The sequence below is a fragment of the Desulforamulus profundi genome (assembly GCF_002607855.1).
On sequence record NZ_AWQQ01000037.1, the window covers coordinates 91,839 to 116,222 of the forward strand.

General features: G+C 49.0%; 29 protein-coding genes and 4 pseudogenes. All 33 read right to left on the reverse strand.

Annotated features, from left to right (window positions below; genetic code table 11):
- Window positions 1-7: 7 nt before the first annotated feature.
- The 33 genes and pseudogenes from P378_RS05260 to flgC all read right to left on the reverse strand — a co-directional run bounded on the left by P378_RS05260 (window position 8) and on the right by flgC (window position 24,383).
- Window positions 8-375 (reverse strand): annotated as a pseudogene (locus P378_RS05260) (response regulator).
- Window positions 376-395: 20 nt separating this feature from the next.
- Window positions 396-1,013 carry a chemotaxis protein CheC gene (locus tag P378_RS05265; RefSeq protein ID WP_099082516.1) on the reverse strand — a complete coding sequence of 206 codons (618 nt, stop codon included), beginning with the start codon at window positions 1,011-1,013 and terminating at the stop codon, window positions 396-398.
- A 1-nt stretch (window position 1,014) separates the two neighbouring features.
- A complete protein-coding gene (locus P378_RS05270; protein ID WP_099082517.1) occupies window positions 1,015-1,815 on the reverse strand; it encodes a CheR family methyltransferase in 801 nt (266 codons plus the stop codon).
- Window position 1,816: 1 nt separating this feature from the next.
- Window positions 1,817-2,317 (reverse strand): chemotaxis protein CheD, encoded by a 501-nt coding sequence (locus P378_RS05275; RefSeq protein WP_099082518.1) that lies wholly within the window; start codon window positions 2,315-2,317, stop codon window positions 1,817-1,819.
- Between the two features lie 61 nt (window positions 2,318-2,378).
- Window positions 2,379-2,969: a flagellar hook-basal body protein gene (locus tag P378_RS05280; RefSeq protein ID WP_238472902.1), complete on the reverse strand. Its 591-nt coding sequence runs from the start codon at window positions 2,967-2,969 to the stop codon at window positions 2,379-2,381.
- 2 nt (window positions 2,970-2,971) lie between these two features.
- Window positions 2,972-3,178 (reverse strand): flagellar basal body protein, encoded by a 207-nt coding sequence (locus tag P378_RS21050; protein ID WP_238472903.1) that lies wholly within the window; start codon window positions 3,176-3,178, stop codon window positions 2,972-2,974.
- A gap of 44 nt (window positions 3,179-3,222) precedes the next feature.
- Complete coding sequence (gene flgF, locus P378_RS05285) at window positions 3,223-3,996, reverse strand: flagellar basal-body rod protein FlgF (RefSeq protein WP_099082519.1); 774 nt, start codon at window positions 3,994-3,996, stop codon at window positions 3,223-3,225.
- Window positions 3,997-4,012: 16 nt separating this feature from the next.
- Window positions 4,013-4,564, reverse strand: coding sequence for a sigma-70 family RNA polymerase sigma factor (locus P378_RS05290; RefSeq protein ID WP_338013835.1), 552 nt, complete (start codon window positions 4,562-4,564; stop codon window positions 4,013-4,015).
- Window positions 4,525-4,767, reverse strand: a complete 243-nt coding sequence (locus P378_RS23420) for a hypothetical protein (RefSeq protein ID WP_338013836.1) — start codon at window positions 4,765-4,767, stop codon at window positions 4,525-4,527. The genes P378_RS05290 and P378_RS23420 overlap by 40 nt, the downstream gene beginning before the upstream one ends.
- A gap of 15 nt (window positions 4,768-4,782) precedes the next feature.
- Window positions 4,783-5,331 carry a flagellar brake protein gene (locus P378_RS05295; protein ID WP_338013842.1) on the reverse strand — a complete coding sequence of 183 codons (549 nt, stop codon included), beginning with the start codon at window positions 5,329-5,331 and terminating at the stop codon, window positions 4,783-4,785.
- Window positions 5,298-5,444, reverse strand: a complete 147-nt coding sequence (locus P378_RS21055) for a hypothetical protein (protein ID WP_238472905.1) — start codon at window positions 5,442-5,444, stop codon at window positions 5,298-5,300. The genes P378_RS05295 and P378_RS21055 overlap by 34 nt, the downstream gene beginning before the upstream one ends.
- 4 nt (window positions 5,445-5,448) lie before the next feature.
- The gene (locus tag P378_RS05300) at window positions 5,449-6,309 is read right to left on the reverse strand and encodes a MinD/ParA family protein (RefSeq protein WP_099082520.1); all 861 of its coding nucleotides are present in this window, start codon (window positions 6,307-6,309) and stop codon (window positions 5,449-5,451) included.
- Window positions 6,290-6,430 carry a hypothetical protein gene (locus P378_RS22775; protein ID WP_274378642.1) on the reverse strand — a complete coding sequence of 47 codons (141 nt, stop codon included), beginning with the start codon at window positions 6,428-6,430 and terminating at the stop codon, window positions 6,290-6,292. The genes P378_RS05300 and P378_RS22775 overlap by 20 nt, the downstream gene beginning before the upstream one ends.
- On the reverse strand, window positions 6,369-7,526 hold the full coding sequence (gene flhF, locus P378_RS05305; protein WP_238472906.1) for a flagellar biosynthesis GTPase FlhF: 1,158 nt from the start codon (window positions 7,524-7,526) through the stop codon (window positions 6,369-6,371). Before flhF ends, P378_RS22775 begins: the two co-directional genes overlap by 62 nt.
- A pseudogene (flhA, locus tag P378_RS05310) lies at window positions 7,523-9,594 on the reverse strand (flagellar biosynthesis protein FlhA). The gene flhF and the pseudogene flhA overlap by 4 nt, the downstream one beginning before the upstream one ends.
- Complete coding sequence (gene flhB, locus P378_RS05315) at window positions 9,595-10,620, reverse strand: flagellar biosynthesis protein FlhB (protein ID WP_238472907.1); 1,026 nt, start codon at window positions 10,618-10,620, stop codon at window positions 9,595-9,597.
- A 73-nt stretch (window positions 10,621-10,693) separates the two neighbouring features.
- Window positions 10,694-11,412: pseudogene (fliR, locus tag P378_RS05320) on the reverse strand (flagellar biosynthetic protein FliR).
- A 59-nt stretch (window positions 11,413-11,471) separates the two neighbouring features.
- Entirely contained in the window at window positions 11,472-11,741 is a 270-nt protein-coding gene (fliQ, locus tag P378_RS05325; protein WP_099082521.1) for a flagellar biosynthesis protein FliQ, read from the reverse strand.
- A gap of 11 nt (window positions 11,742-11,752) precedes the next feature.
- The gene (gene fliP, locus P378_RS05330) at window positions 11,753-12,460 is read right to left on the reverse strand and encodes a flagellar type III secretion system pore protein FliP (protein WP_338013837.1); all 708 of its coding nucleotides are present in this window, start codon (window positions 12,458-12,460) and stop codon (window positions 11,753-11,755) included.
- A gap of 40 nt (window positions 12,461-12,500) precedes the next feature.
- Entirely contained in the window at window positions 12,501-12,893 is a 393-nt protein-coding gene (fliO, locus tag P378_RS05335; RefSeq protein WP_238472908.1) for a flagellar biosynthetic protein FliO, read from the reverse strand.
- A 32-nt stretch (window positions 12,894-12,925) separates the two neighbouring features.
- Window positions 12,926-13,315, reverse strand: coding sequence for a FliM/FliN family flagellar motor switch protein (locus tag P378_RS05340; RefSeq protein WP_238472909.1), 390 nt, complete (start codon window positions 13,313-13,315; stop codon window positions 12,926-12,928).
- A gap of 9 nt (window positions 13,316-13,324) precedes the next feature.
- Window positions 13,325-13,807 (reverse strand): flagellar basal body-associated FliL family protein, encoded by a 483-nt coding sequence (locus P378_RS05345; protein WP_238472910.1) that lies wholly within the window; start codon window positions 13,805-13,807, stop codon window positions 13,325-13,327.
- Between the two features lie 45 nt (window positions 13,808-13,852).
- The gene (locus P378_RS05350; RefSeq protein ID WP_099082524.1) at window positions 13,853-13,981 is read right to left on the reverse strand and encodes a flagellar basal body rod C-terminal domain-containing protein; all 129 of its coding nucleotides are present in this window, start codon (window positions 13,979-13,981) and stop codon (window positions 13,853-13,855) included.
- A 56-nt stretch (window positions 13,982-14,037) separates the two neighbouring features.
- Window positions 14,038-15,810: a flagellar hook-basal body complex protein gene (locus P378_RS05355; RefSeq protein ID WP_099082525.1), complete on the reverse strand. Its 1,773-nt coding sequence runs from the start codon at window positions 15,808-15,810 to the stop codon at window positions 14,038-14,040.
- Between the two features lie 73 nt (window positions 15,811-15,883).
- Window positions 15,884-16,723 carry a TIGR02530 family flagellar biosynthesis protein gene (locus P378_RS21060; RefSeq protein ID WP_238472911.1) on the reverse strand — a complete coding sequence of 280 codons (840 nt, stop codon included), beginning with the start codon at window positions 16,721-16,723 and terminating at the stop codon, window positions 15,884-15,886.
- Between the two features lie 11 nt (window positions 16,724-16,734).
- Window positions 16,735-18,453 carry a flagellar hook-length control protein FliK gene (locus P378_RS05370; protein ID WP_238472912.1) on the reverse strand — a complete coding sequence of 573 codons (1,719 nt, stop codon included), beginning with the start codon at window positions 18,451-18,453 and terminating at the stop codon, window positions 16,735-16,737.
- 132 nt (window positions 18,454-18,585) lie between these two features.
- On the reverse strand, window positions 18,586-19,020 hold the full coding sequence (locus tag P378_RS05375; protein WP_099082526.1) for a flagellar export protein FliJ: 435 nt from the start codon (window positions 19,018-19,020) through the stop codon (window positions 18,586-18,588).
- A gap of 2 nt (window positions 19,021-19,022) precedes the next feature.
- Window positions 19,023-20,352, reverse strand: a pseudogene (fliI, locus tag P378_RS05380) (flagellar protein export ATPase FliI).
- A gap of 4 nt (window positions 20,353-20,356) precedes the next feature.
- Window positions 20,357-21,055: a FliH/SctL family protein gene (locus tag P378_RS05385; protein ID WP_238472916.1), complete on the reverse strand. Its 699-nt coding sequence runs from the start codon at window positions 21,053-21,055 to the stop codon at window positions 20,357-20,359.
- 1 nt (window position 21,056) lies between these two features.
- The gene (gene fliG, locus P378_RS05390; protein ID WP_099082528.1) at window positions 21,057-22,067 is read right to left on the reverse strand and encodes a flagellar motor switch protein FliG; all 1,011 of its coding nucleotides are present in this window, start codon (window positions 22,065-22,067) and stop codon (window positions 21,057-21,059) included.
- A 32-nt stretch (window positions 22,068-22,099) separates the two neighbouring features.
- Window positions 22,100-23,623, reverse strand: a complete 1,524-nt coding sequence (fliF, locus tag P378_RS05395) for a flagellar basal-body MS-ring/collar protein FliF (protein ID WP_238472913.1) — start codon at window positions 23,621-23,623, stop codon at window positions 22,100-22,102.
- A gap of 19 nt (window positions 23,624-23,642) precedes the next feature.
- Window positions 23,643-23,933, reverse strand: coding sequence for a flagellar hook-basal body complex protein FliE (gene fliE / locus P378_RS05400; protein ID WP_099082529.1), 291 nt, complete (start codon window positions 23,931-23,933; stop codon window positions 23,643-23,645).
- A 12-nt stretch (window positions 23,934-23,945) separates the two neighbouring features.
- Window positions 23,946-24,383: a flagellar basal body rod protein FlgC gene (gene flgC, locus P378_RS05405; protein ID WP_099082530.1), complete on the reverse strand. Its 438-nt coding sequence runs from the start codon at window positions 24,381-24,383 to the stop codon at window positions 23,946-23,948.
- Between the last annotated feature and the right edge of the window lies 1 nt (window position 24,384).

Below are 24,384 nucleotides of genomic sequence, written 5' to 3' on the forward strand. Positions count from 1 at the left end.
TTTCAGATTAACCCCGGGAAAGTACACGTTCAATGGCCTGCAGAATGCGGTCCTGCTGGAAGGGCTTAACAATGAAGTCCTTGGCTCCGGCCTGAATGGCTCCATAACCATGGACTGCTGGCCCATGGCACTGCACATAATGATATTTGCGTTGGGATCCACTGCCCGGATGGCCTTTACACCCTGGATGCCATCCATTTCGGGCATCGTAATATCCATTGTTACTAAATCCGGCTTTAGTTCCTTGTACATTTGCAGTGCGATTGCAGCGTTTTCAGCTTCTCCCACAACCTCATAACCATTCTTGGTCAGTATATTTTTAATCATCATACGCATAAAGGCAGCATCATCCACAATAAGAATACGCTTGCTCATTCTACTAATCCCCCTAATAATTATAGTGTGAGCCCTAAAGAACTAAATAGCGTTTGCAGTGAGCCCTGTTCAGTAATTAGGAAAAAGTGCCCCCTGATTTGTTCCTGGTCCTCAAACAACAATGTTTCAATCATCAAAATATGCTCCTCAACGTAACCCCCGGCAACCAGCGAAGCGCTCAGCACCGCAGCCAGCATATCGGTGGCAAACATGGGAACGGTGGGCAGCAGTTTCAGCCCGGTCATGGTACCGATGGCGCTGAGAAAAGAGCCTGTTAAAACATTACCTATTTCCTTGACCACCGACTCTCCCATTTCATCCAGTTCCCGGGTAGTTCCCTTTTCCAGGCCCATCAGCATATCCACCAGGTTAAGTGTGCTTTCCAGGTTGAATAAAAACAGGATCTGTCCCGGCACATCTCCTTCCAGCCGTAGGCTCACGCAGCAAACTACTTCTTCCGAACCGCCCACCAGCTCCATCAACTCTTCCAGAGACAGGAACCTGCTCTGGGGAACTGCCATATTGATACGTTTATTGACCATGGTAGCCAAAGCGGTAGCTGCATTACCAAGACCTATATTGCCAATTTCCTTCAGTACGTCCATATGGGTATCTGTCAAAACCCGGTTACCGGCCATTTCATCCCATCCTTTCAGCCACCGTCAACTGGTTATTTTTTCGGTAGAAACACGGAGAAACCTTTTCAAAGCCCATTTCTGCATAATTGAAGATCGTTTCACTGCCACCGATAAATAAGTACCCTCCGGGGTTCAAGGACTGGGCAAATTTGAAGTTCACCTTATCCTGGGCTTCCCGGGTAAAATAGATGGTCACATTTCTACAGGCAATCAAATCGTAGCCTTTAGGATAATTATCGGCCAACAGGTTATGCTGCTTAAAGGTAACTTTCGATTTTATTTTACTGGAAATGTGATATTTCCCTTGTTCCAGGGTAAAATATCTGGCTAACCGTTCCTTTGCCACATTTCTTACCGCATCCGCACCGTAGCTGCCCACCGCTGCCGCCTGCAGGATGGTGCTGTCGATATCAGTGGCATCGATTTGATGTCTCTTTCCGGGAGCGATCTCCTCCAGAATGATGGAGATGGTATAGGGCTCGCACCCGTTGGAACATGCTGCGCTCCAGACTTTCAGACTGCCCCTTTTCTGCAACAGCTCCGGCAATATTTTGGACTCCAAGGTTTGAAACATTTTAACATCCCGAAAGAATTCCGAGACATTGATGGTCAGATAGTCCAAAAACTCGTGCCAGGCATTTCGGTTGCTATTCAAGTAGTTAAAGAAAACCTGGCAATCTGCATATTGCTTGCGGGTTAATAAATTATCCAAACGTCTTTTCAGTTGGTTCTCTTTATAACTGTTAAGATCCAGACCAAAGGTTTGATAAACCCTCTCCTTAAAACGTTCAAAGTCTGTCATTTTATATCACCTTTAAGGGAGATCCGATTGTTCGTATCGTTACCTGCCCGTTGGAAGTATCAAAGATCATGGTTCGGCCCCGGTTGCCGCCCAGTTCTTCGGCCAGGATGCGGATCCCTATTCTGCATAAGATGTCACGGACCATGGCTGAGTTTCGTTGTCCGATGTTTAATACAAATTTTTCATCCAGCCCCGAGAACATCTGGGCTCCCCCTGCCAGTTTGGCGGTTAACCGGCTCGGGTTGCCGCCCCTGCGCTTAATGTCTTCGATCATGATCGGAATCCCTGTATCCGCAAACTTCGCCAGCTTGGTTACGTTGTTAAATTGTGTACTGTCGGGAAGCATGATGTGTAAAAGCCCCCCTACCTTCGTAACAGAATCGTATAGCGCCACCCCAACACAGGAACCCAGACCCAGGGTTATCAGTCGATGGGGGGAAGTTGCGACCTTGTAGTCGGCGATGCCGACCTGGATTTCCGCATTTCCCTTTGACAGCTCCATGTCTGCCCCCCTTTAGGCTATGATATCATGTCCAATCTCTCTATATTAAGGCAGATTTACCTTATTTTCGTAAATTATTGGCCCGGTCCCACATTTCATCAGCTGTTTGAATGGTGCGGGAATTGGCCGCATAGGCCCGCTGGGCCTCAATCATGCCGATCATTTCCGTGGCCAGGTCCACGTTGGAGCGTTCCAGATAGCCCGACCGTATCAATCCCAGCCCCTCTTCGCCGGGTGCCCCGGATGTAGCCTCGCCGCTGGCTTCAGTTGGAATATAAAGGTTGTTGCCTTTATTCAGTAGATTGCCTGGAGCCGGGAAGGTATGCAGTTCAATGGTCCCTAACTCCTCCATTTTGCCATCTGCAATTTTTTGGCCCCAGACCTTACCCTTTTCGTCTACGGTATAGACTTTATAGGTTTCCGGGTCCAGTTCACCGTCCCAGTCCAACTTATAACCGCTTGAATTTACTAATTTCGGTTCGTCATCGACGGTAGTAATGTAAAAGGAACCGTCTCTGGTATAGTATTCTTTATCATCCTCTCCGCTGGCAGGCATCACCTTGAAGAACCCCTGCCCTTCAATGGCTAAATCCAGGTCACGACCGGTTTGCATCAAGTCCCCCTGATCAATGATTCTGGCGATGGACACCATCCTTACCCCGGAACCTCCCTCAGGCCTGGATCATCGGTGGTAGGAACACCTTCATCTCCTAAGGCCTGCCGGACGATATCCGCAAAATTGGCCCTGCTTCTTTTAAAGCCGGTGGTATTGACATTGGCGATGTTATTGCCGATGGTGTCTAACTTTACTTGGTGGGCCCGCATGCCGGAGGCTCCGCTGGCCAGGGTCTTAATAATCATTCGATCACCCGCTTATAAAAATTTTATATGATAAAGTCCCAAGTCTACTTGACACGCCCTACCTGGTTGATGACCTTATCCAGCAGTTCATCGTTCACTTGAACCAATTTCTGGCTGGACTCATAGATACGGGCCACAGGAATGATATCAATCATTTCCTGCACCGGGTCCACATTGGATCTTTCCAGCCATCCCTGCACCACCGTGGTGGATACAGCCGGTTCAGCGGACCCTTCCGGGTCGGTAAAATAATTGCCTTCTGTCTTTTTTAACAAAGCAGGGTCTGCAAACTCTACGATCTGGAGTTTATCCACTTCTTCGACCTCTTCACCCTCGCCCGAAAAAATGGTGCCGTCTTCCCGTATCGCCAGGTGTTCCGGGTCTTCGAGGGTTATTGGTCCCCCTTCGCCCAGCACCCGGTATCCTTCACTGCTCAAAAGATTGCCTTCGGCATCCACATGAAAGGAACCGTCCCGGGTATAGAGCTGGTCGCCGTTGTCGTTTTCCACGACAAAAAATCCTTTCCCTTCCAGGGCCAAATCCGTTAAATTGCCGGTTTCTGTCAGGGGGCCCGGTTTATAATCGATATGCACCTGGGTAACCATATTGCCCAGGTTGCCCTGGCCGATGGGTTGACGCTTGCCGCCGGGACCGTTGGCCTCCAAAGCCAGTTGCAGGGTTTCGGAAAATTGGTTTACCACCACATTGTTCTTTTTGTATCCGGTTGTGGCAAGGTTTGCCAAATTATTCGAGATATTGTTTAATTTCGCCTGTTGAACGTCCAGGCTGTTCATGGTGATATACAGACCTCGCAGCATTTCTTTCCCCTCCGAACTAACGATTTAGCATATCCTGCAGGGTTTCTCTCAACCTTTTCATGACCTGGGTATGCAGCTGGCAAACCCTGGATTCCGATACCTCCAACACCTGACCAATTTCTTTTAAAGTTAAACCTTCACTATAGTAAAGAGACAGGATCAGCTTATCCCTTTCTCCCAGCATCTCGATGGCTTGCGTTAAAAGCCTCTTATTTTCCTTCTCCTCCACAATGCTTAAGGGATCCGGGCTGTTTATGTCTTCCACCAAATCCAGTTTGCTCATGAGACTGCCGTCATTGCCGGACAGTTCTTCGTCCAGTGACTGCAAGTACATGCGGTTGGCGTGAAAAATCAACTGGTGCAGCTCCTCCACGGGTATCCCCATTTCTCTGGCCAACACCACATCAGAAACAGCTTGTCCCAGTTCTGCTTCCAGACGCTCCCGGGTGCTTTTCAAAAGTTGAAACTTTTGCCAGGCGGTCCTGGGCAGCCAGTTTTGCCGGCGAACTTCATCCAGCATGGCCCCCCTTATGCGGTGGTAGGCATAGGAATCAAAGCTGTTCCCCATGGCAGGGTCATATTTGTCCAGTGCTCCATCAGTCCGATGACTCCATAACTTTCCAGGTCCTCCCGTTGAATAAGGGCGGGCAGTTTTACCGCCACCCGGCCGGCCAAATGTTTGACCAAAGGCAGGTGGTGAATAATAAGTTTCTGCCTGGCTTCCTCATCCCGGGTCGTTATAAACTTTTCCCATGCCAGGTTTATCGACATACTTTCCACTTCCAGTTACTGTCTGCGTTTTATCTCCACCATACGCTCAAAAACATAAGCCATTATCAAGTCCTGCTGGGGTGGCTTGATATCCAGAAATTTGAATCCCACGTGATACACCTTTGTATCTTCATCAACCAACTGGCATCGAACAGCCTGGGCCGGTAACTTAAATTCCTGCTGTTTTTTCTTGGTCTTTATATTCAGCGTAAAGGTTAACAGAACCATGGTCCCTTTGTTAATGGGCTCCTTAACGGCAACCTTCATTCCACCGCCGCTTATATCAACGGTGTAAGCTTTTTTGAGAACAGCTGTATCCTTTTCATGGGGCGGGGCATATTGCACCTTGATCGTAACAGGCACCCGGACAAATTCCCGCATTTGGATTCTTCTGATTTCCGAATCCGGGGGATGTTTAAATATGTACATGGGGAGCCTGTCCTGCTCACTTTTCCTGCCGATGGCTTCGGTAACAAAAATGTAGGCACTGCCTTCCCCCAGGTATTTCAACTGAACCTTATGCCCGTGGGTCAGTACCAGCGGGCGAGCACCGGCAAAGGGGATAGTACATAAATGCCTCTGGCATCAATGTCATATACCGAACTCACATACTGTTCGTCCTGATCCACAGGAAAAATGGTAACCTTCTGTCCGATTTTTAACTTTTCTACTTTCATACTTTTAGCTCCCTTTACCAAACAAACGAATTAGCTTACCAAAGAAACCTTGTATCCCCATGGGTTCTTCCTCTCTGCCTGAAATCAGGTGGCTGGCGATTTTTGCCAAATTCTGTGATGCCGGGGCGGCAGGAGCCATCTTGATAAAAGGTTGCTGGTGTTTTACTGCCTGGACTACCGTACTGTCTTCCGGCAGGTAACCCAGGTTGATCAGGCGAACTTGCAGAAATTGACCTGTGGCTGATTCCATAGACTGGTAGGTTCGCTGGGCTTCCCTTTCGTCGGTGGCCCGGTTAACAACAACCATCATTTCGTTATGAACATTATATTTTGAAAGAACTTTAATTAATCCATAGGCATCCGTAAGGGAGGTTGGCTCCGGCGTAATAACGACAATGACCTCGTCCGCCGCGGCAACAAATCCCAGGACTGTCCTGGAAATACCGGCACCGGTATCCACCAGTACAAAGTCAAACTTGCGGTCAAGTTCCTGCAGTCCTCGCCCCAGCCGCTTTCTAGCCTGATGGTCCAGGTTGGCCAGTTCCACAAAGCCGGAACCCCCTGAAATGATCTCAATTCCCTGGGGGGAAGACGCCAGAATTTCATCAATGCTTTTTCCGTTAAACAAATAATCGTATAAAGTGTACTTTGGGACAATCCCCAACAGCACCTCGGCATTGGCCATTCCCAGGTCGGCATCAAAAATAGCCACCCGGTAGCCACGCCGGTTGAGTTCTACGGCCAGGTTTACCACCAGATTGGATTTCCCAACGCCCCCCTTACCACTGGTTACTGCAATAACCCTGGACCCGGAGTCACTTCTTCGGTTGACTGTCTGAAGCAAGTTATGATCCGGACTCCTCATAACGATCGGCACTCCTAAACAATAAATTGGCTAACTTTTTGGGATGAGCCTTTTCCAGGTCATCGGGAATACTCTGCCCGTCCGTATAATATGCAATGGGCAACCCGGTGCGGCTTACCACATTTAATATGGAGCCAGTGTTTCGGTTTCGTCAGTCTTAGTAAAGATAAATTTATTAAAATGGGCAATGCGGAAGTCCTTGATGGTACGGAACATATCCCGGTCCTTGGTGCTGGCATTAAGAACCAGGAAAATATCCTGTTCATTGGGAATGACTTCCAAAAAGCCTTCAGTTCCAGTACCTGCCCGGTATTTTTGGCAGAACGGCCAACGGTATCAATTAAAAGGTGATCTTTATCAGTATGTTTTTCAATGGCCTGGCGCAGTTCGGCAGGGGTCATGACCACTTCCACCGGCACGTCAAGGGTTTCCCCATAGACCTTTAATTGATCGGTAGAACCGTATCGATAGGTATAAATGGTAATTAGAACCACTTTTTTCTTTTGCAGCAGCTGGAATCGGGTAGCCAGTTTTGTCAGAGTGGTAGTTTTTCCAACGCCGGGCTGCCCCACAAAGGTCATAAAACGAGCGTCCTCTTCTCTACGGCAAGCGGACTTTAAAATTTCGGCGGTCTTATTTATCAATGACAGCTCGATCATATCATCGGACACGTACTCTCTGACTTCCCGCAGGGTTGCCTCCAGCAAAGCCCTGGCCACTCCCTCCTGGATATCCATATCCAGCAGTTTGTCAAGCCAGCGCTGGTATACATGATTGTTTCTGCCATGTAGTTCCATGCCTTTCACCTTCGTTCCAAGGTCTATTTCCGCCATCTGCAGCAGCGCCTCGTCCAGTAAAGGTTGAAAATTGGTTTCCGGTAGTTTCACCCGCTCAACGCGGCCGTTAAAGGTATCATAAGCAGTGCCCTGGCTTCGTATCACCTGGTAATTTGTATAATAGGTTGGTCTCGGGGGCTCCGGCTGGGGCTTCAAGTTTAACTTTTCCTCCGGTTCCGCCGCCGGGGGCAGTTTTTTTACTTCCAGTACCGGGGCGTCATCCAGCACCGCTGTAACCTCCAGTATCTTTCGAAACCAGCCCGTCCAACCGGGGCCTTTTATTTTATAGCTGCTGACAATAACTGCCTCAGGACCTAAATCCTGTTTAATGAGCTGAATTGCTTCCTGCATCGTGCTGACGGTATATTTTTTTATTTTCAATCAATGCTCACCGTCCCAATGGCTTCCACTTCTACATTTGCCGGTATTTCATTTAAGGAAAGCACCGCCAGGTTCGGCAGATACCTTTCGATTAACCGCCTGAAGGGTAAACGTACCCTGGGGGAGCAAAGCAGCACCGGGTTGGCACCCCGCATCGTGACATCTTCCACCACGGCATTTAGCTTATCCAGTAATTTTCTCACCAGTCGGGGCTCAAGGACAGGGTAGGCGCCAAATTGCGTTTGCTGAATGGCCTCCTGAACATTTTGCTCCAACTTGGGATGCAATGTAATAACAGACAGCTTGCCCTGCCCGTCGGCATAGCGCTGGCAAATGGTCCGGGACAGGCTTTGGCGGGCATTGTCTGTCAGGTAATCCGGGTCTTTGTTTAACCTGGCCCCGTCCGCCAGGGCTTCCAAAATGGTTGCCAGGTCCCGAATGGGAACTCTTTCTTTCAGTAAATTTTGCAGCACCTTTTGGATTTCACCCAGAGAAAGCATATCCGGCACCAGTTCTTCCACCACCGCCGGGTTCTTTTCCTTCACCACCTCAACCAATTCTTTTACTTCCTGCCGGCCCAGCAGTTCGTGGGCATGCTGTTTGAGAATTTCTGTGAGGTGCGTCACCAGAACCGTGGAACAATCAACCACCGTAAACCCATTGAGCTCCACAAACTCCCTGTCCTGCCCGGTCACCCACCAGGCGGGCAGGTTAAAGGTGGGTTCTGTGGTGGGAATGCCGTTGAACTTGAGGTCCTGTCCCAGGGGGTCCATGGCCAGGTGATGCCCCGGCATCAGTTCCCCGCCGGCCACTTCTACGCCGCGGATTTTAATGACATAAGCGTTGTAAGGGAGCTGCATGTTATCCCGGATACGGATAGGCCGCACAAGAATGCCCATTTCGGAGGCGCACTGCCGGCGAACGGCAGCCAACCTCTGCAGCAGGTCGCCGCCCTGGGATTCATCCGTAAGGGAAATCAAATTGTAGCCAATTTCAATTTCCAGCGGGTCCACCTGAAAGTAGCTGAAAACATTTTCCGGCTCACGTCTTTGCTGCTTCTGGGACTGTAATGCCTGGGCCTGCTGCTCGGCCAAGGTTTTCTTGTTTCTTTCCCGCGTAATGGCCAGGGACGAGTAAAGCAGCACCGCCGCCATGGACAGGATTAAAAGGTTGGGCATGGCCGGAATCAAGCCGATAATGCCCAGAATAACCCCCGCCAGCAACAGCACCTTGGGGAAATTCAGAAATTGCCTGGACAAATCCTTGCCAAAGGTGCCGTCGGAAGTGGCCCTGGTCACCAAAATACCGGCGGCCGTGGAGATTAAAAGGGCCGGTATCTGGGCCACCAGTCCATCACCGATGGTTAAGATGGTGAACCTTTTTAAGGCCTCGTCCATGGGCATGCCCATTTGGACCACACCAATGACAAAGCCGCCTAAAATATTAATTAGTAGAATGACAATACCGGCAATGGCATCGCCGCGCACGAATTTACTGGCACCGTCCATGGCCCCAAAGAAATCCGCTTCCCTTTGCAAGCGTTCCCTTTTGGCCCGGGCCTCATCTTCGGTAATTAAGCCGGAGTTGAGGTCCGCATCGATGCTCATCTGCTTTCCCGGCATGGCATCCAGGGTAAAACGGGCACCCACTTCCGCCACCCGGCCTGAACCGTTGGTAATGACCACAAACTGAATAACGGTGATGATAATAAAGACCACCGCGCCGACTACATAATTGCCGCCCACCACAAACTGGCCAAAGGCTCGATGACCTTTCCCGCGGCCCCGTCCCCCAGGATCAGGCGGGTGGAAGAAATATTAAGGGCCAGCCGGTACAGCGTGGTCACCAGCAGCAGTGTCGGAAAAATCGAAAACTGCAGGGGCTCCGTGGTAAACATGGTGATTAACATAATCACCAGACCCAACGACATGCTGAGAATGAGGAAAAAATCCAGCATGCCCGGGGGCAGGGGAATAATAATCAGCAGCACAATGCCGATAACAAGACCGGCAATGATCAGGTCGCTATACTGTTTTAAATTGGCTGCCAGGGATGTGGGTGCTGCCACTTATTGCAAACCTCCATTTTTGTTGCCTTTATCTTTAAAAATACCTTCTTTTCTGCTTAACCGGTATACCATGGCCAGTATTTCTGCCACTGCCTGGTACATTGTTATCGGGATGGCCTGCCCAATCTCCACATGGGCATAAAGAAACCGGGCTACCTCGACGTTTTCTATAACAGGAACGTTATGTTCCTTGGCGATTTGCCGAATCTGTTTGGCCAGTTGGTCTGTACCCTTGGCCACCACCAGCGGAGCCGCCATGGGTTGTTCATACTTTAACGCCACCGCATAATGGGTGGGGTTGGTGACAACCACCGTGGCCCGGGGTACTTCCTTACGGACCAAATTCATCAATAACTGGCGCTGGCGCCTGCGCAGCCAGCCCTTGATTTGCGGATCTCCTTCGGTCTGCTTATACTCATCCTTTACTTCCTGCTTGCTCATCCGCATCTGCTTTTGGAAGGCATACCGCTGGTAGACTAAGTCCAGCAAGGCGATGCCCAGGTAAACCGCGGCACCCCATAAAAGTACTTTGAGAGCCACCGTCAAGACCTGATTGAACATGGTTTGCGGGGGCGAGTGAAAGATGGCCAGAAGGTTGGCCAGTTCACCCATCACCGCTGCGTAAATGACCCATCCCACTATAACAATTTTAAACAGTGATTTAACCAACTCAAACATGGCGCGGCCGCTGAACATGTTTTTCAGGCCGTTCAGCGGGTTCAATTTGTCCAGCCTGGGCTTAATGGCCTCGGGGGCAAACAAAAAACCGATTTGGGCCAAATTGGCTCCCAGGGCCACCACCATCAGGATGATAAAGAAGGGAACGAAAACAGCAAAAACATTCACCGTAAATCCAATCAGCAGTTCTACTAAATAAGAATCCGGCTGCTGGCGGTGCACAAAGCTGTTAAAGTATGTATAGAAATACTTCTGGGTTTGGGTGATCAGATCGTCCTTGGACAACAGCGCAAACAATCCGGCCACCAGCAGCAGGAGAGCCCCGTTCAGATCGGCGCTTTTCGGCACCTGACCTTTCCGCCTGGCCTCCTGCAACCGCCTGGGCGTCGCCTGTTCGGTTTTTCCTGAGAACCTTCCGGCATCAGGCCAACCCCTTCATTAAGAGTAAGAGATCTTTCTGCAGGGTATCAAACAAATATTTAAAGACGGAGGTCAGGGCCGGTAAAAGGATGGCCAGCGACGAAACCCCCACCGCAATCTTCAAAGGAAAGCCCAGTTGGAAAATGTTCAACTGAGGTGCTGTCTTACCAATCAGACCCATGGCCAGGTCGGTAATGACTAAAATTGCCACCACCGGCGCGCAGATTTGTATGGCCAGGGCAAAGGTATCGGTAAAAATTCGTATGATTAAAAGCGTGACTTCCCCGTTAATCCCTGCCGCTGTTAAAGGGACCATCTCGTAACTTTTGATCAGCGCCCTGATCAGGCATGGTGCCCGTCCACATTCATGAATAAAACCAGTGTCATAAAGAAAAGAAACTTGGAAATAAGGGTATTCATACTGCCGCTCAAGGGGTCCATTACGGCAGACATGGCAAAGCCGATTTGAAAGTCCAGTAGTTGCCCGGCAATTTTTACTACGTTAAAGACAAAGGTGCATACCAGGCCCAGGGCCAGTCCCACACCCACCTCACTGAACACCGCCAGGCCAAACCCCCACATGCCGCCGGGAAACTCCAGGGAGGGCGGCTGCACCAGGGGAGTCACCAGCACCGCCAGGATAAAGGAAAGTCCGGCCTTTACCAGCGGGGGAATCCCCGGCACAGCATAAAGGGGGCAGGAGAAGACAAAGGAGGCCATCCGTATAAATACCAAAAAGAAAACAGTGATAAAATCAAGATTCAGCACTTCCTGCACTCCTAGCGGACCAGATTGGGGATCTGCTCATACAGCCGGGTGGTAAACCTGATGGCAATATTCAAAAGCCACCCTGCGGCCACAATTAAAGTTACAAAGACCGCCACCATCTTGGGCACAAAGGACAGGGTCTGTTCCTGGATTTGTGTGGTGGCCTGTAAAATACCGATAATCAGACCCACCAGCATAGCCATTCCCAGGGCGGGGAGGGAAAGAATTACCACCATCATTAAGGCTTCCCGAGCCAGGTGCAATACGTATGTTTGAGTCACAGCAAGCCCTCCTACCTAAAGCTCTCCACCAGGGATTTAACCACCAGGTACCAGCCGTCCACCATCACAAACAACAGCAGTTTAAAGGGCAAGGAAACCATGACCGGCGGCAGCATAAACATCCCCATGGACATCAGGACGCTGGCCACCACAAGGTCAATAACCAGAAACGGTACGAATAGAATAAAACCAATTTGAAAGGCCGTCTTCAGCTCGCTGATCACAAAGGCAGGCACCAGAACGGACATGGGAACTTCATTGATGTTCTTGGGCTTGTCCATCTTGGCCACACCGAGGAACAAGCCCAGGTCCTTTTCCCGGGTTTGCCTGGACATAAAGTTCCTCAGTGGTTCCGCTGCTTTATCCATGGCCTGTTCATAGGTCAGTTGATTGGCTAAATAAGGTTGAATGGCATTCCGGTTCATGTCCTGGTAAACAGGCGACATGATAAAAATCGTAAGAAAGAGGGCCAATCCGATCAACACCTGGTTGGGCGGTGTCTGGGTGCCCAGGGCACTGCGTAAAAAAGAAAGCACCACAATAATCCGGGTAAAGGAAGTCAGCATTATTAAAAAGGCGGGGACCAGCGACAGCAGGGTTAAAAAGATTAACAGCTTGACACTGTCTACCACCTGCTGGGGTTGGTTGGCTGTCTCCACATTTAAGTTAATATTGGGTATCGGAATCAGGGGTTCCGCAAAAACCCCGGTTGGCAGCATAAATAGAAACAGCGCTGTAAGAATCAATAGAATGAATTTGCTACTTTTTTTCCTCCTGATCACCTTCCGGACACCCACTCCCGCTTTTTCCCTGCCGGCGCAACCCGGTCAGGTATTGTTGTGATAACTGCTTCATCTGCTGGGACAAAACTTCTTTAAAATCCTTTACCGACCCGGGGCCAGCCCCAGTGCCGGTGATCGGTTCCGGTAATGAATCAAATTCTTTTAATAGAGAAATGCTGTCTTCCTGGAAGGCCACCAGATAATAGCGTCCTCCGATTTCCACCAGGGTCAGCCCGCCCTTCGGCCCCAGGGGCAAATGCTCCACAACCCTCATGTGCCGGGCGCCGGCGGTAAACCCTTTGTTGCGGGCTAAGCCGTATTTAATGGTAAAATAGGCCAGCACCAGCACCAGAGGTAATAGAATGATCATTCTTATAAACAGCCATAGAGTTTCGCTATCCATTATTCACTCTCTCGCCTGACCTTTTTCGGGGGTATAAGCTTGTTTATCCTTACAGCAAAACTGTCGTTTACTACAATTATTTCCCCCAGAGCTGCTTTTTTGTCATTGACATAAACATTAATAGCGTCACCGGCGGACTTTTCAAGGTCAATTACGGAACCAACATCCAGGTTCAGCACTTCACGAAACTTTAACGTTATTTCTCCCAGTTCAGCGCTGATGGTCACTTTAACATCTTCAATATGGGCCAAACTGGTTTTAATTGTTCTCTCCTGGCGCAAGGAATCCAGGGGAGGAAAGCGGACCTTTTTCACGGCCGCTTCCCCCCCGCTCTGTGTTCCGTTCAGCTCACTCAGAAACTGCTCTATTTCTTTTTCCGTCATCATCATGCATCACCCTTACTGAGTGAGATATTCCGAAAAATAAACCCGGTGAATCTTGCCTTGGTGGAGGTTTTTATTAATCTCCGCCTTTAACTCATCTGCCACTTTATCAATGCTGTCCGGCGGTTGAACATCCGCCAGCTTCTTTTTACGGATGACCCGTATAATACAGTCTTGCAGAATTACTTTGTTCTTGGTGAGTTCCTCTCCAAGTTTCTTGTTTTCCTCGTATTCCAATACCGGGGTGAGTCGCATAAAGTTGCTGCCACCGGGATCAGCAAGGTTCACCAGCAGGCTGCCCATACTGAAAGTAACCAATTTTTCAGGGTCCGGGCCTGATTTTTTTTCACTGGCGAGAGTGCTTTTCAAGTAGATATAGCCCCCTACACCCAGACCGGCTAATAATAAAAGGATAATTAGGATAATCAGCAAGGTCTTGACGGTAAAGAATTTCTTTTTCTGCAACTGCGGTGCTGCTTGCTGCGGTGCTGCCGCCACTTTCTACTCACCCTTTACATGTTTGAATTTGGTTTACTTACGGGACTACCGTTTAAGCTGGATAAGTTCCTCAAGTAATGTGTCAGATACTGTGATGACCCTGGCACTGGCCTGGTAGCCGCGCTGGGTGGTGATCATGTTGGTGAATTCTTCTGTCAGGTCGACATTGGACATTTCCAGGTAACCCGATTGGATGGTACCGTAGCCGGGAGAGTTTCCTCTTCCGTAAGTTACCGTCCTGATGATGCAGAAGTTTGGAACAAGTTTCTGCCTGCCTTGGTAAGCCCTTCCGGATTCTGGAAGGTAGCCAATTTAATAACATTATTAGGTTCCTGAGAAGCCGGTGGCGGTAACATGCTGGCAGTTCCTTCTTTGATAATAGGGCTATTTCCAATAAAGTCGTCGGCATCCGCCCCGGTTATAGTAATATTAGGCTTAATACCTAAGCCGGTCGTATCTTTAGTATTAAAAACAAGGTGGTCGGTAGACCAGGTAACGTCAACCTTATCGGATCCTATTTTAGTATTGATCAGTTTTTTCATTGCAGCGGCAAGGGCGCTTCCGCTTGTAATGCTATTTAGCCCTGCCATTTTCATTTCATACTCAGTGAAGGTGTAAGTTGTCCCGTTATAATTAACGGAGATATCCTTTTTACTCCAGTCCATGTTATTTTCTTGTGCTGTAGAAGCTGCTCCAACGAAATCCGGGAGATCGGGCCCGCCAAGAGTTATTTTGGAGTACCCGGAAGCAGGTGTAAAGACCAAGTGGTCAGTATCCCATGTTACCTTTACTTTTGCATTACCTGCACCCCCAGCTTGCGCATCAATTAAAGCTTGAAGTTTACTTGCAAGGTCATTACCACTTGTAATAGCGTTAAAGGAAGCATCTGTGGTTATATTATGCCATCCGTCTCCAACGTCAACGGAAAATGTTCTTCCTGACCAATCTTTGGTAACCACAGCAGTACCTGCATTACTTAGGTTAGTGACACTTCCCATATATTTAGCAACACCTGCACCGCCTAAGGTAATGCTCGGTGTAATAGGATCCCCGGCTCCGTTAGTAGCATCCGGATCAGTTATCGTCTCGAATACCAAACTACCAAAGGGGCTTTCATTATAGCTGACTTTAACCTTATTGGGACCAATAGCGGACCCGTCGATAGCAGCCTGTAGTTTGGTAGCTAAATCTTGCCAACTCGACACACTATTTAGTCCTCCATTAAGAGTAATAGGTCCTATTGTAGTATTACCGTCATTATACTCAATTGTAAGTTCATAGGCTGCGCCTGACATATCAACCGGTGGTAAAGATATGCCCAGCTGCACAACGCCGTCACTATTGCCGGCTACCTTTGCCTCTACCGGAGGTACAGCTGGCACAATAGCATCCCCAGCTAATGAACCGTTTGATGAAACAATTGGTACAGGGTTTGTTATTGCCCCCCCTACCAGGCTTGCTTCTATAACTTTGGTCGGTTGAGGTTTAACTGAGGCACCTGAAGTAAACATCAAGGGATCTCCCGAAGTGTTTGTACCGGTTATGGCGCCATTGGGGCCAACGCTAATGGTTGAAATGGGGCCGTTATACACCCTGATATCCCCCTGGCTGGACTGAACTCTCAACCCGTCGCCGTTTACCAGGTAGCCCTCATCGTCCATAAAGAAGATACCTTCCCTGGTGTAATACTCATTGTTGGCGCTATCCTTAACTACAAAGAAACCATTGCCATCAATGGCCATATCGAGGGTTCTGCCGGTGCTCTGTTTGGGGCCTTGAGAAAAGTTGTTAGAAATAGATCCCACAGACATTCCCGAACCCACCTGTGCGGGGTTGGTGCCGTCTCCGCCGGAACGGATTGTCTGACTCAAGGCATCCTGAAAGTTTACCCGACCGGCCTTAAAACCGGTGGTGTTTACGTTGGCGATGTTATTACCCACCACGTCCATACGAATTTGGTGGTTTCTCATGCCCGAAATACCGGAATATAAAGAACGAATCATTTATTTATCCTCCTTTTTGATTCCACTTCAGTCGGTCAGTGGAATTCAGCAGCTTCCTTTCGGGCCAGCTGCGCTACTTGACAATTACTGCACTGTCAATATTGGTGAAAACATGCTCTTCCATACTCTTGCCGTCTACGGCTGTAATGACTGTTCGGTTTGTAATACTGGTTACCAGGGCCATATCCCTGTATAAAATCAAGGAATCTCTGGAACCCTTGGCTGCCGCCTGTTGAACGGCCTTGTTTATTTTGTTGAAGTCCTCTTGCGATAAAGAGATGTTTCTTTCCTTAAGCCTTTTTTCCGCATGGGCGGATAATTTTACTTCCTGCTGCCAGTTTAGCTCCCGGTGTAACAGCTCATCAAAGGAGACGTTATGAGGTTGGTTCGGCTGCCCCGGCTTCCTCGTCTGTGGCTGATTCGCTTCGGAGGTGCTACCGGCCTGCTGTTGGTGAGTATTGGTGAGTAATTGGAGTAATTCTTCAGATCCATCAGTGGCCCTCCTTTCTACTGCGATCACTTGCTCCAAAGTGTAGGGCATACCGCTTACCCAGAGCTTTATGTCTTTCTCGCCCATGGTAACCCGTTCAACCGTGCCGGTAAGTGGTTCTTCCCCGTTCATCAGAGTCACTTCGCACCCCATCAAGGACGAAGCCTGGCTGAATTGTTGTAAGGAATATAACTTTTCCATATGGCTGTTCAAATTTGTAATTTGCTCCAAGGTGGTAAATGCTGCCATTTGTTCAATGAACTTACTGCTGTCCATTGGACTGCTGGGGTCCTGGTACCTTAGCTGTGCAATCATAATTTGCAGGAAGGCATCTTTGTCCAGGGTCTTGATCGGTTCCCTCTGCTTTTTATTGGAAAGGTAAAGATCGCTGTTATTGCTGTTGTTTGTTTGATTAACTTCCATACCACACCTCCTTACACCACAATATTGACCCCTGTATCCTCATTTAAGATATGACCGGTAGAGGTTGGTTCCTCTTGAACTTGGATGCCGGGGTATCCCCCTTTATACTTACCCTGTCCTTTGGTGTACCATAGTTGACTCTGGCTGAAAGAGTGTTGGTTCCCTTGCCCACTCTGCTGTCCCACAAACACCGCCGCTTCACCAAGCCGGATGTTATGTTGAGCCAAAATTTCCTTTAGCTGAGGAAAGGAAGACTCCAATGCTTCTTTTGCCATGCCGGAAGAAGTAACAAATTGGGCGGTAAGCTCCCCTTTAGACCAGGTCAATTTTACAGTAACTTCACCTAACTGTTCAGGCTTAAGCCTCATTTTTAACGTTGTCTCCCCGGCGCTTTGCTGAACCAGCATGGCCCGGATCATTTCAGTCAGTCGGACCGGTAGGTGTGTTATCGGCACCTCCCTGTTCAAAAAAGAAATGTTGTTTTGTTCCACCGGCTTGGCAGCAGAACTATGGATCGTTTCCTGAGCGTAGTGCAATTTTACCTCTGGCGAAACCCCTTCCTTTTGGGGAACAGTTTCTTTCTTAGCTGATCGATCTAAGTTTTGTTTTCCCCCGGAGAGGTCACCATTTGGTTGGTTCCCTGCATCCCCCGTTTCAACCAGTTGATCAACGGACAGAGAAGGTTTTCCCCGGGTTATTCCGGCATCAACCTGTTGTTCATCCTTTGGGTTTAGGACAGGCTGTGACGGAACCACTGACGTTCCATTTTTCCGGGACTCTGCCTGCTGTAATTCCTGATCGTTTGGAAGATTCGGTGTTGATTCCTGTCCTAACAGCTTCTCCAGCGGCTTCTCCTTGCCTGCGGAAACTCTTGTTATTTCAACAGCACTGCCCGGTTCATCTATGTTTCCGGGAAGAGGTTGTAATTTTGAGCCTTCTTGACCGGGAATACCGGTAAAATGTCCACGTTCCTTAACGGGTGTAAAAGCGTTTCCTTCCATAGAGTCCGGGGTTGCTGTTTGTTCCACCGGCCGAATAACTGTATCAGCTTCCTGTACAAATACTCCGGGGCGAGGGCTGGAATCGTAAACACAAACAACCTGTTGTGTAGCGTCTTTCACTTGAGGTGTTATCAGGAGTTGATTATTCTCCGGCAGCCCTGGAGACAGAACAGTTTTATTCAGCGGTATGTCATTATTTAGCTGTAACGGCGAATTCCCCTCAACCAATGGTTGTGACAGAACTCCTTGACCCGCTTGTTTAGGTGATGTAGTCAGCTCCGCATCGTCGTATGAGGGAATACCGGTTACTCTTCCCTGTTCCAAAGTCAGGGCTTTAGACTGGATTGTGACGTTTCCCTCATTGCCGGAGGGACTGAGGTTTACCATCATTTCTAATTGCTCACGGTTCTGTGATGCTTGTTGAGAGGTCAAGTTATTGCCGCCGAAATTGGCGAATGTCCCACCCGCAGGTACTTCTGCTCCGGGAGAGGTTTCGGCAGTTCTTTGAATATCCGTAGGCTGGTTAACTGGAACAATGCTGCACAGGTTATAGAAAACGGGATTTGCAACGAGAATATTATTTTGAGTTAAATTATTTTGCTTGTTGAAGTCATCTTCTTCTGGTCCAGCTTCGGCCGTTACGGGAAATCCCTGTTCTTTTCCGTCCAACGGTAACGTATTTGATGACGGCAACCCTTGAACGTCACTTTGAGATACCAAACCCATCATTAGTTGAAGCAGGTCGGCAAACCCTTCCCCGTTGACCTTGCTGTACCCGTCTTCCTGTAAATAGCCTCCCAAATCTTCCATGACCTTACCTATCTGCACATGTTTCACCTCCTTTCAATCATTTGAAAATTTTTAATAACCTTTACGGGAGTAACCGAGGGTGGCCAGCTCGTCTATCTCTTTTTGCTCCAAATAAATTTCCAGTTCTTTATATTCTCCAAATTGTTTTTCCTTTAATTTTTCCAAAACCATGCGTTCCTGACGAGCTGCTATGGCTGTATCCTTACGAAGTCGGAATATATCCTGGGCTCGCCGCAAACTTCTATTTTGGCGGTCTATGGTTAAAAGTAAATGCTCCCGGTACATCAAAGTTTGCATTTGTTCACCGGGTTCCATAACCCTTTGGGAGTAATACAGCGTTTCCTCTAACTTTTGTTTGGTAGTCAGCAGTTCTTGTTCACAACGGCTGCATTCCTGTTGCGCTTTCACTTGTTCCAGCAGGGCTTGCTCTTCCCTGGTTATCTTTTGCTGTAGGACCTGCTCCAGTCGGAATTGAAACTTTTTCACGACTATCTACCCCCTGCCACCAGATCGGCCAGACCGTTTAAGGTCTCCTCGTATCCGCTGTATTCGGATGGAGATTGTTTCAAGAAGCTTAGGATCCTGTCATATTTTTCTATAGCTTCATCGATTTTGGGGTTAGACCCCTTAACATAAGCTCCGATATTAATTAAATCCTCCGACTGCCGGTAGGTAGCCAGTAAGTCTTTAATGATCCCGGCCTGAGCCTTATGTTCTTCCGAAGCAATATCCGGCATCAGACGGCTTACACTTTGCAGCACATCGATGGCTGGATAATGGTTGCGGGAAGCAAGGGTTCTGGTCAAAACGATATGACCGTCCAAAATACCGCGTACCGCATCGGCAATGGGTTCGTTCAAGTCGTCACCATCTACCAGAACCGTATAAAAAGCAGTAATCGAACCCCGTTGTCCCATCCCGGAACGTTCCAATAGTTTGGGCAGTAAAGCAAAAACAGACGGGGTGTAGCCTTTGGTGGCCGGCGGTTCCCCCACCGCCAGGCCCACTTCCCGCTGGGCCATGGCAAAACGGGTTACTGAATCCATCATCAGCATGACATCCAGACCCTGATCGCGAAAGTATTCAGCGACGGCGGTGGCTACAAAAGCACCTTTAAGCCTCACCAGAGCCGGCTGATCAGAAGTGGCGGCCACAATAATTGACCGGGCCATCCTTCGGGACCCAGATCTTCCTGGAGAAATTCCAGCACCTCACGCCCCCGCTCCCCAATCAGCGCGATCACGTTTACATCGGCACTACCATGCCGGGCAATCATCCCTAAGAGGGTACTTTTTCCTACACCGCTGCCGGCAAAAATACCAATGCGCTGACCTTTGCCGCAGGTGAGCAATCCATCCATGGCTCGAACACCGGTAGCAGTACGGTGTCGATACGCCGGCGTTTAAGAGGATTGGGAGGACGATTATCCACGGCAAATTCTTCACCCAGGCTTAAGTTCACGTCTTCCTCAAGGGGTCTCCCAAGGCCGTCCAACACTTTTCCCCACAAGTGTTTCCCCACTTTAATCGTTAGGTTGCGACCGGTGGGAACCACGGCACAGCCCGGGTAAATGCCTCTCAGTTCACCCAGTGGCATTAGCAGGGAATGCTTGTCCCGGAAGCCCACCACCTCAGTCCTTACAGGTTCAAGTTCTCCCTGTACTACGATGTCGCAGACCTCTCCAATGCGGGCAATGATCCCCTGAACCTCAATCATCAGACCGATAACCCGGGTTACTTTACCAATGGGCTTGATAACTCTGGCCCTGTTTACCCTTTCTTTATAAGGAGTAAGGTTAATATCAACCTTAATCTCCATCGGTTTATTCCTCCTGGCCGTATAAAGCCTTCAATACTTCCTGCCACCGGGTATCCATGGTGGCATCCACCTGTCCCTGGTCTGTTTCGATAAGGCAGCCCCCGGGCTTAACACCGTTGTCTACCAGGATGTTTAGTTCCACTTTTCCTGGTAATCCCTGAAGCAGTTGATTCTTGCCTTCTTCTACAATGTGAAGATCAGCATGATTTACATAGAGATTGACTAAGGGCCTGTTCTTAACTAATTCCATACATTCCCTGGCGATTTCCATCACCGTCTGTGGTTCAACAGCAAGCTGAGTCATGACCACCCGTTCAGCAATATCCACCGCCAGGTCAACGATTTCGGGTTCCATTTTATTCAGGGTGTGCCGGTATATCTCCCGGGCCTGCTGTAAGACCTCCCTGGCTTGTTGGCGAATTCTCTCAGCCTCATCTTCAGAAGCACTGATTCCTTCCTGCCAGCCTTCCTGCTTTGCCTGCTCCTTTATTTGCCGGGCGATAAGTTCAGCCTCCGCTTTTGCCTGTTCAACTATTTGAATTGCTTCGTGCTTGGCCCTGGCAATCATTTCTTCGGCCTGGTGCTTGGCTGTCATTAGAAGTTCTTCAGGAGTGGGAGTACTGTCTTCCACGGAACTTGGCAGAGAAAGCTGCCGTAACGGCAAAACCTGATCGGCCTGATTCACCGGGGCACTTTTTATCACCTTAAACAAGTATCGCATCCTCCCCACCACGGGAAATGACGATTTCTCCGGCTTCTTCCAGACGCCTGATGACATTTACGATGCGCTGCTGGGCCTCTTCTACTTCCTTTAGTCGAACAGGTCCCATGTATTCGATTTCTTCCTTGAGCATGTCCGCAGCACGTTTGGACATGTTCTTGTAAATCCGGTTGTTCACCTCCTGGTTGGCGCCCTTCATAGCCAGTGCCAGATCTTTATTATCCACTTCACGCAGCACCTTTTGAATGGAGATATCGTGAAGCTTGACAATATCCTCAAAGATAAACATCATGCGGCGAACCTCTTCGCTGAGGTTGGGGTCGGCCCGCTCCAGTTGCTCGAAGATGGCTTTCTCGGTGGCACGGTCTACCCTGTTTAAAATATTAACCAGACACTGCACGCCGCCAACCACCGTTTCCTCGTGCTGGGCCACCGAGGCCAGCTTCTTCTCCAGAACTTTCTCCACCTCTTTGGCGACTTCCGGTGAAATTCTGTCTAAAATAGCCACCCGCCTGGCAACCTCGCTTTGTATTTGCGGGTTCAACTCGGCCAGGATAACTGCTGCCTGGTCGGGCTTCAAATAGGACAAGACAAAGGCAATGGTTTGCGGGTGTTCCTCCCTAATAAAACTCAAAATATGTCTGGGGTCGGTCTTTCTAAGGGAGCCAAAGGGCATTGACTGCATGGTGGAGCTAATCCTGTCTAATATCTCGGAGCCTTTTTCATAGCCATAGGTCTTTTCCAGCAGTTCCTTGGCATAGTTAACGCCACCGTTTAACAGATAATCCCTGGCCTGAATCAAATAGATAAATTCCTCAATGACCTGTTTTTGAATTTCATTAGGAACTTTATCCATTTCCGCAATGGATGCGGTAATTCGTTCAACCTCGTCCTCCGTGAATTCATGCTTTAAGAGTTTAGAAGATATATCGGCTCCCAGGGATATAAGTAATATGGCTGCTTTTTGTTCTCCGGTAAGTTTATCATAATTCATGGTTTTATCACCTTATTCCCTAAGCCATACTTTTAATACCGAGCGACATCGTCAGGTCGATCTTCTGCCAGATCCTTTAACTGCTTTTGTTTATCCTTGGGAGGAGGAATCTCCCACACAGGCTCTTCCTCTTCCTCGGTTTTAGCCGCTTCATCAACCGGTAAGCCCGGGGTTTCTATAATCTGCGGTTCTGTCTTTTTCTTGCGGCGACGGATAAAGAAGATTATAAGGGCTAACAGGAACAGTATACCGCCCGCTGCAGCTGCAATCATCATGTATAACTGTTCATTACCCGGTTGTGTTTTCTCCAAATCCTGACCCAAATCATATTGACTCCTGTCAAAGGTCATGGTGGAAACAGTTATTTGGTCACCCCGCTGCTGGTCAAAACCAATGGCTGCCGTGACAATCCGTTCAACCTGGGCTCTATCCAGATTCTTAATCGATTCATCCAACACCACGGCGGTGGAAAGTTTAAGAACTTTACCGGGGGCTTGAACCACGGATTCTACCTTCGTGCCATGCTGGTAGTTCTTAATGTCGTCAGACTTTGTATAGCTGCTCTGACCGTTGGTAACTTGTCCGGGGATACTTTGTCCCGGCATTTGCGTGGTGGATCCGGGGACCCCCCCGCCATTACCGTCGCTTCCATTCTCTTTGGTGCTTCGTTCGCTGACTATTTGACCGGGGACTACTTCTGTGGTATTGGTTTGCTGCTGATTGAAATCCAGTTCTGCGGTCACCATGGCCACAGCCTTGTTGGGCCCCATCACTTTGGCCAGCATCGTTTGTACCCTGTTCTCCAGTTCCTTTTCAAAGGCCCGGCGAATTTGCTGCTGACGTTCTACGGCGGTTCCGGCAAAGCCACCGCTGCCTATTCCGGCCGGATCTTTAAGAAATTCGTTTAAGACATTCCCTTCGGTGTCAATGATATGTACATTTTCGGCCTTTAGCCCTTCCACACTACCGACAATCAAGTCATTAAGACCTTTAACCTGTTCAGGTTTGAGTTTGGCTGCCGGTTTTAGTTTGATCACCACCGAGGCAGAGGCTGTCCCTTCTTCCTCTATAAAGACACTCTTTTGCGGAATCACCAGGTGAACCCTGGCCTGGTCGACCCCTTCCACCTTGGTGATGGTGCGCCTGAGTTCTTCCTGCAGCGCCCTCTGGTAGGCGATTTGTTGTTCAAAGTCCGTTTCGCCGAACTTACTTTTATCAAACAACTCAAAGCCGTGGCCAACACCTGTTAATAATCCGTCACTGGCCAGTTTAACCCTTATCTCATCCACTTGCTCCTTGGGGACCAGAATGGTTGTTCCCTGGTTTGTTAACTGGTACGGAACTTTCTGACTTTCCAACTGGGCGACAATATCTCCGGCATCCTTGGGTTCCAAATCCCCCAGCAGTAGGGCATAACTGGGTCGGGTGAGTGTCGCCCCCAAATACACTAAACCTGCCAGAATAACTGCACTGACCAGGATAATGAGCGCTTTTCTGTTTTGACTTGTTTCCTGCCACCGCTGCTTTACTTTATCCAGCAGGTCTCTGAAATTCACAATACCACCTCAAAGGGGACTATAACTGCATCCGAGATATTTCCTGATATGCTTCCACAATTTTATTTCTCACTTCGACGGCCAACTGCATCGTAAGTTTTGCCTCTTGCAAGGCGATGGTCACCTGGTGAATGTCCTGAATTTCGCCAACCAGGAACCTTTGCGTAACTTCATCGGCTTTTATTTCGGTCTGGTTAAGCTTGTCAATGGCCTTGTTCAATAACCCTCCAAAACCGGCATCTTCAGCGTATTTGATTTTAGAGACAGTTTCCGGTATTTGTAAAGGCACCGCTTGCGGTACTATTTTCATCGGTTATCCCTCCTACCCCCGAGAAATTTCCAAAGCCTTGAGGGCCATACTCTTTGCTGCATTCAGGGCTGTTACATTGGCCTCATAGGTCCGGCTGGCCGTAATCATGTCGACCATCTCATTGACAATGTTAATGTTCGGATAAGCAACGTTACCCTGTTCATCTGCCAGCGGGTGATCCGGTTGGTTGACAATTCTTGGGGGAGCAGGGTCTTCCACAATGGCCTGAACCTTTACTCCGGCTCCTTTAGGCTCTGTCCCGTTGGCTGCCATGGTTTGACGAAGCTGTTCTGCAAATAAAGGGACCCTGCGGCGATAAACAGGACTGGTGGGGTCATTGGGCCGGCTGGCCGTGTTCATGTTGGCAATGTTGTTGGCAATTAAGTCAAGTCTGAGTCTCTCGGAAGTCATCCCCGATGCACTAATGCGAAAGGTATCAAATAATCCCATC

What these genes read in the sequence shown, in the direction of transcription:
- P378_RS05350 (WP_099082524.1), bottom strand. Translation starts at nt 13,981, where the DNA reads ATGTCCAATGTCGACCTGACAGAAGAATTCACCAACATGATCACCACC.
- P378_RS05340 (WP_238472909.1), bottom strand. Translation starts at nt 13,315, where the DNA reads ATGATGATGACGGAAAAAGAAATAGAGCAGTTTCTGAGTGAGCTGAAC.
- P378_RS05265 (WP_099082516.1), bottom strand. Translation starts at nt 1,013, where the DNA reads ATGGCCGGTAACCGGGTTTTGACAGATACCCATATGGACGTACTGAAG.
- fliE (WP_099082529.1), bottom strand. Translation starts at nt 23,933, where the DNA reads ATGAAAATAGTACCGCAAGCGGTGCCTTTACAAATACCGGAAACTGTC.
- P378_RS05270 (WP_099082517.1), bottom strand. Translation starts at nt 1,815, where the DNA reads ATGACAGACTTTGAACGTTTTAAGGAGAGGGTTTATCAAACCTTTGGT.
- P378_RS21050 (WP_238472903.1), bottom strand. Translation starts at nt 3,178, where the DNA reads ATGATTATTAAGACCCTGGCCAGCGGAGCCTCCGGCATGCGGGCCCAC.
- fliG (WP_099082528.1), bottom strand. Translation starts at nt 22,067, where the DNA reads ATGAATTATGATAAACTTACCGGAGAACAAAAAGCAGCCATATTACTT.
- flgC (WP_099082530.1), bottom strand. Translation starts at nt 24,383, where the DNA reads ATGGGATTATTTGATACCTTTCGCATTAGTGCATCGGGGATGACTTCC.
- P378_RS21055 (WP_238472905.1), bottom strand. Translation starts at nt 5,444, where the DNA reads ATGAAAGTAGAAAAGTTAAAAATCGGACAGAAGGTTACCATTTTTCCT.
- P378_RS05300 (WP_099082520.1), bottom strand. Translation starts at nt 6,309, where the DNA reads ATGAGGAGTCCGGATCATAACTTGCTTCAGACAGTCAACCGAAGAAGT.
- flgF (WP_099082519.1), bottom strand. Translation starts at nt 3,996, where the DNA reads ATGCTGCGAGGTCTGTATATCACCATGAACAGCCTGGACGTTCAACAG.
- P378_RS05370 (WP_238472912.1), bottom strand. Translation starts at nt 18,453, where the DNA reads ATGATGGGTTTGGTATCTCAAAGTGACGTTCAAGGGTTGCCGTCATCA.
- P378_RS05355 (WP_099082525.1), bottom strand. Translation starts at nt 15,810, where the DNA reads ATGATTCGTTCTTTATATTCCGGTATTTCGGGCATGAGAAACCACCAA.
- P378_RS05290 (WP_338013835.1), bottom strand. Translation starts at nt 4,564, where the DNA reads ATGGGGAACAGCTTTGATTCCTATGCCTACCACCGCATAAGGGGGGCC.
- P378_RS21060 (WP_238472911.1), bottom strand. Translation starts at nt 16,723, where the DNA reads ATGGAAGTTAATCAAACAAACAACAGCAATAACAGCGATCTTTACCTT.
- fliP (WP_338013837.1), bottom strand. Translation starts at nt 12,460, where the DNA reads ATGCTGCCAACCGGGGTTTTTGCGGAACCCCTGATTCCGATACCCAAT.
- P378_RS05275 (WP_099082518.1), bottom strand. Translation starts at nt 2,317, where the DNA reads ATGGAGCTGTCAAAGGGAAATGCGGAAATCCAGGTCGGCATCGCCGAC.
- fliO (WP_238472908.1), bottom strand. Translation starts at nt 12,893, where the DNA reads ATGATCATTCTATTACCTCTGGTGCTGGTGCTGGCCTATTTTACCATT.
- P378_RS05280 (WP_238472902.1), bottom strand. Translation starts at nt 2,969, where the DNA reads ATGGTGTCCATCGCCAGAATCATTGATCAGGGGGACTTGATGCAAACC.
- P378_RS23420 (WP_338013836.1), bottom strand. Translation starts at nt 4,767, where the DNA reads ATGTCGATAAACCTGGCATGGGAAAAGTTTATAACGACCCGGGATGAG.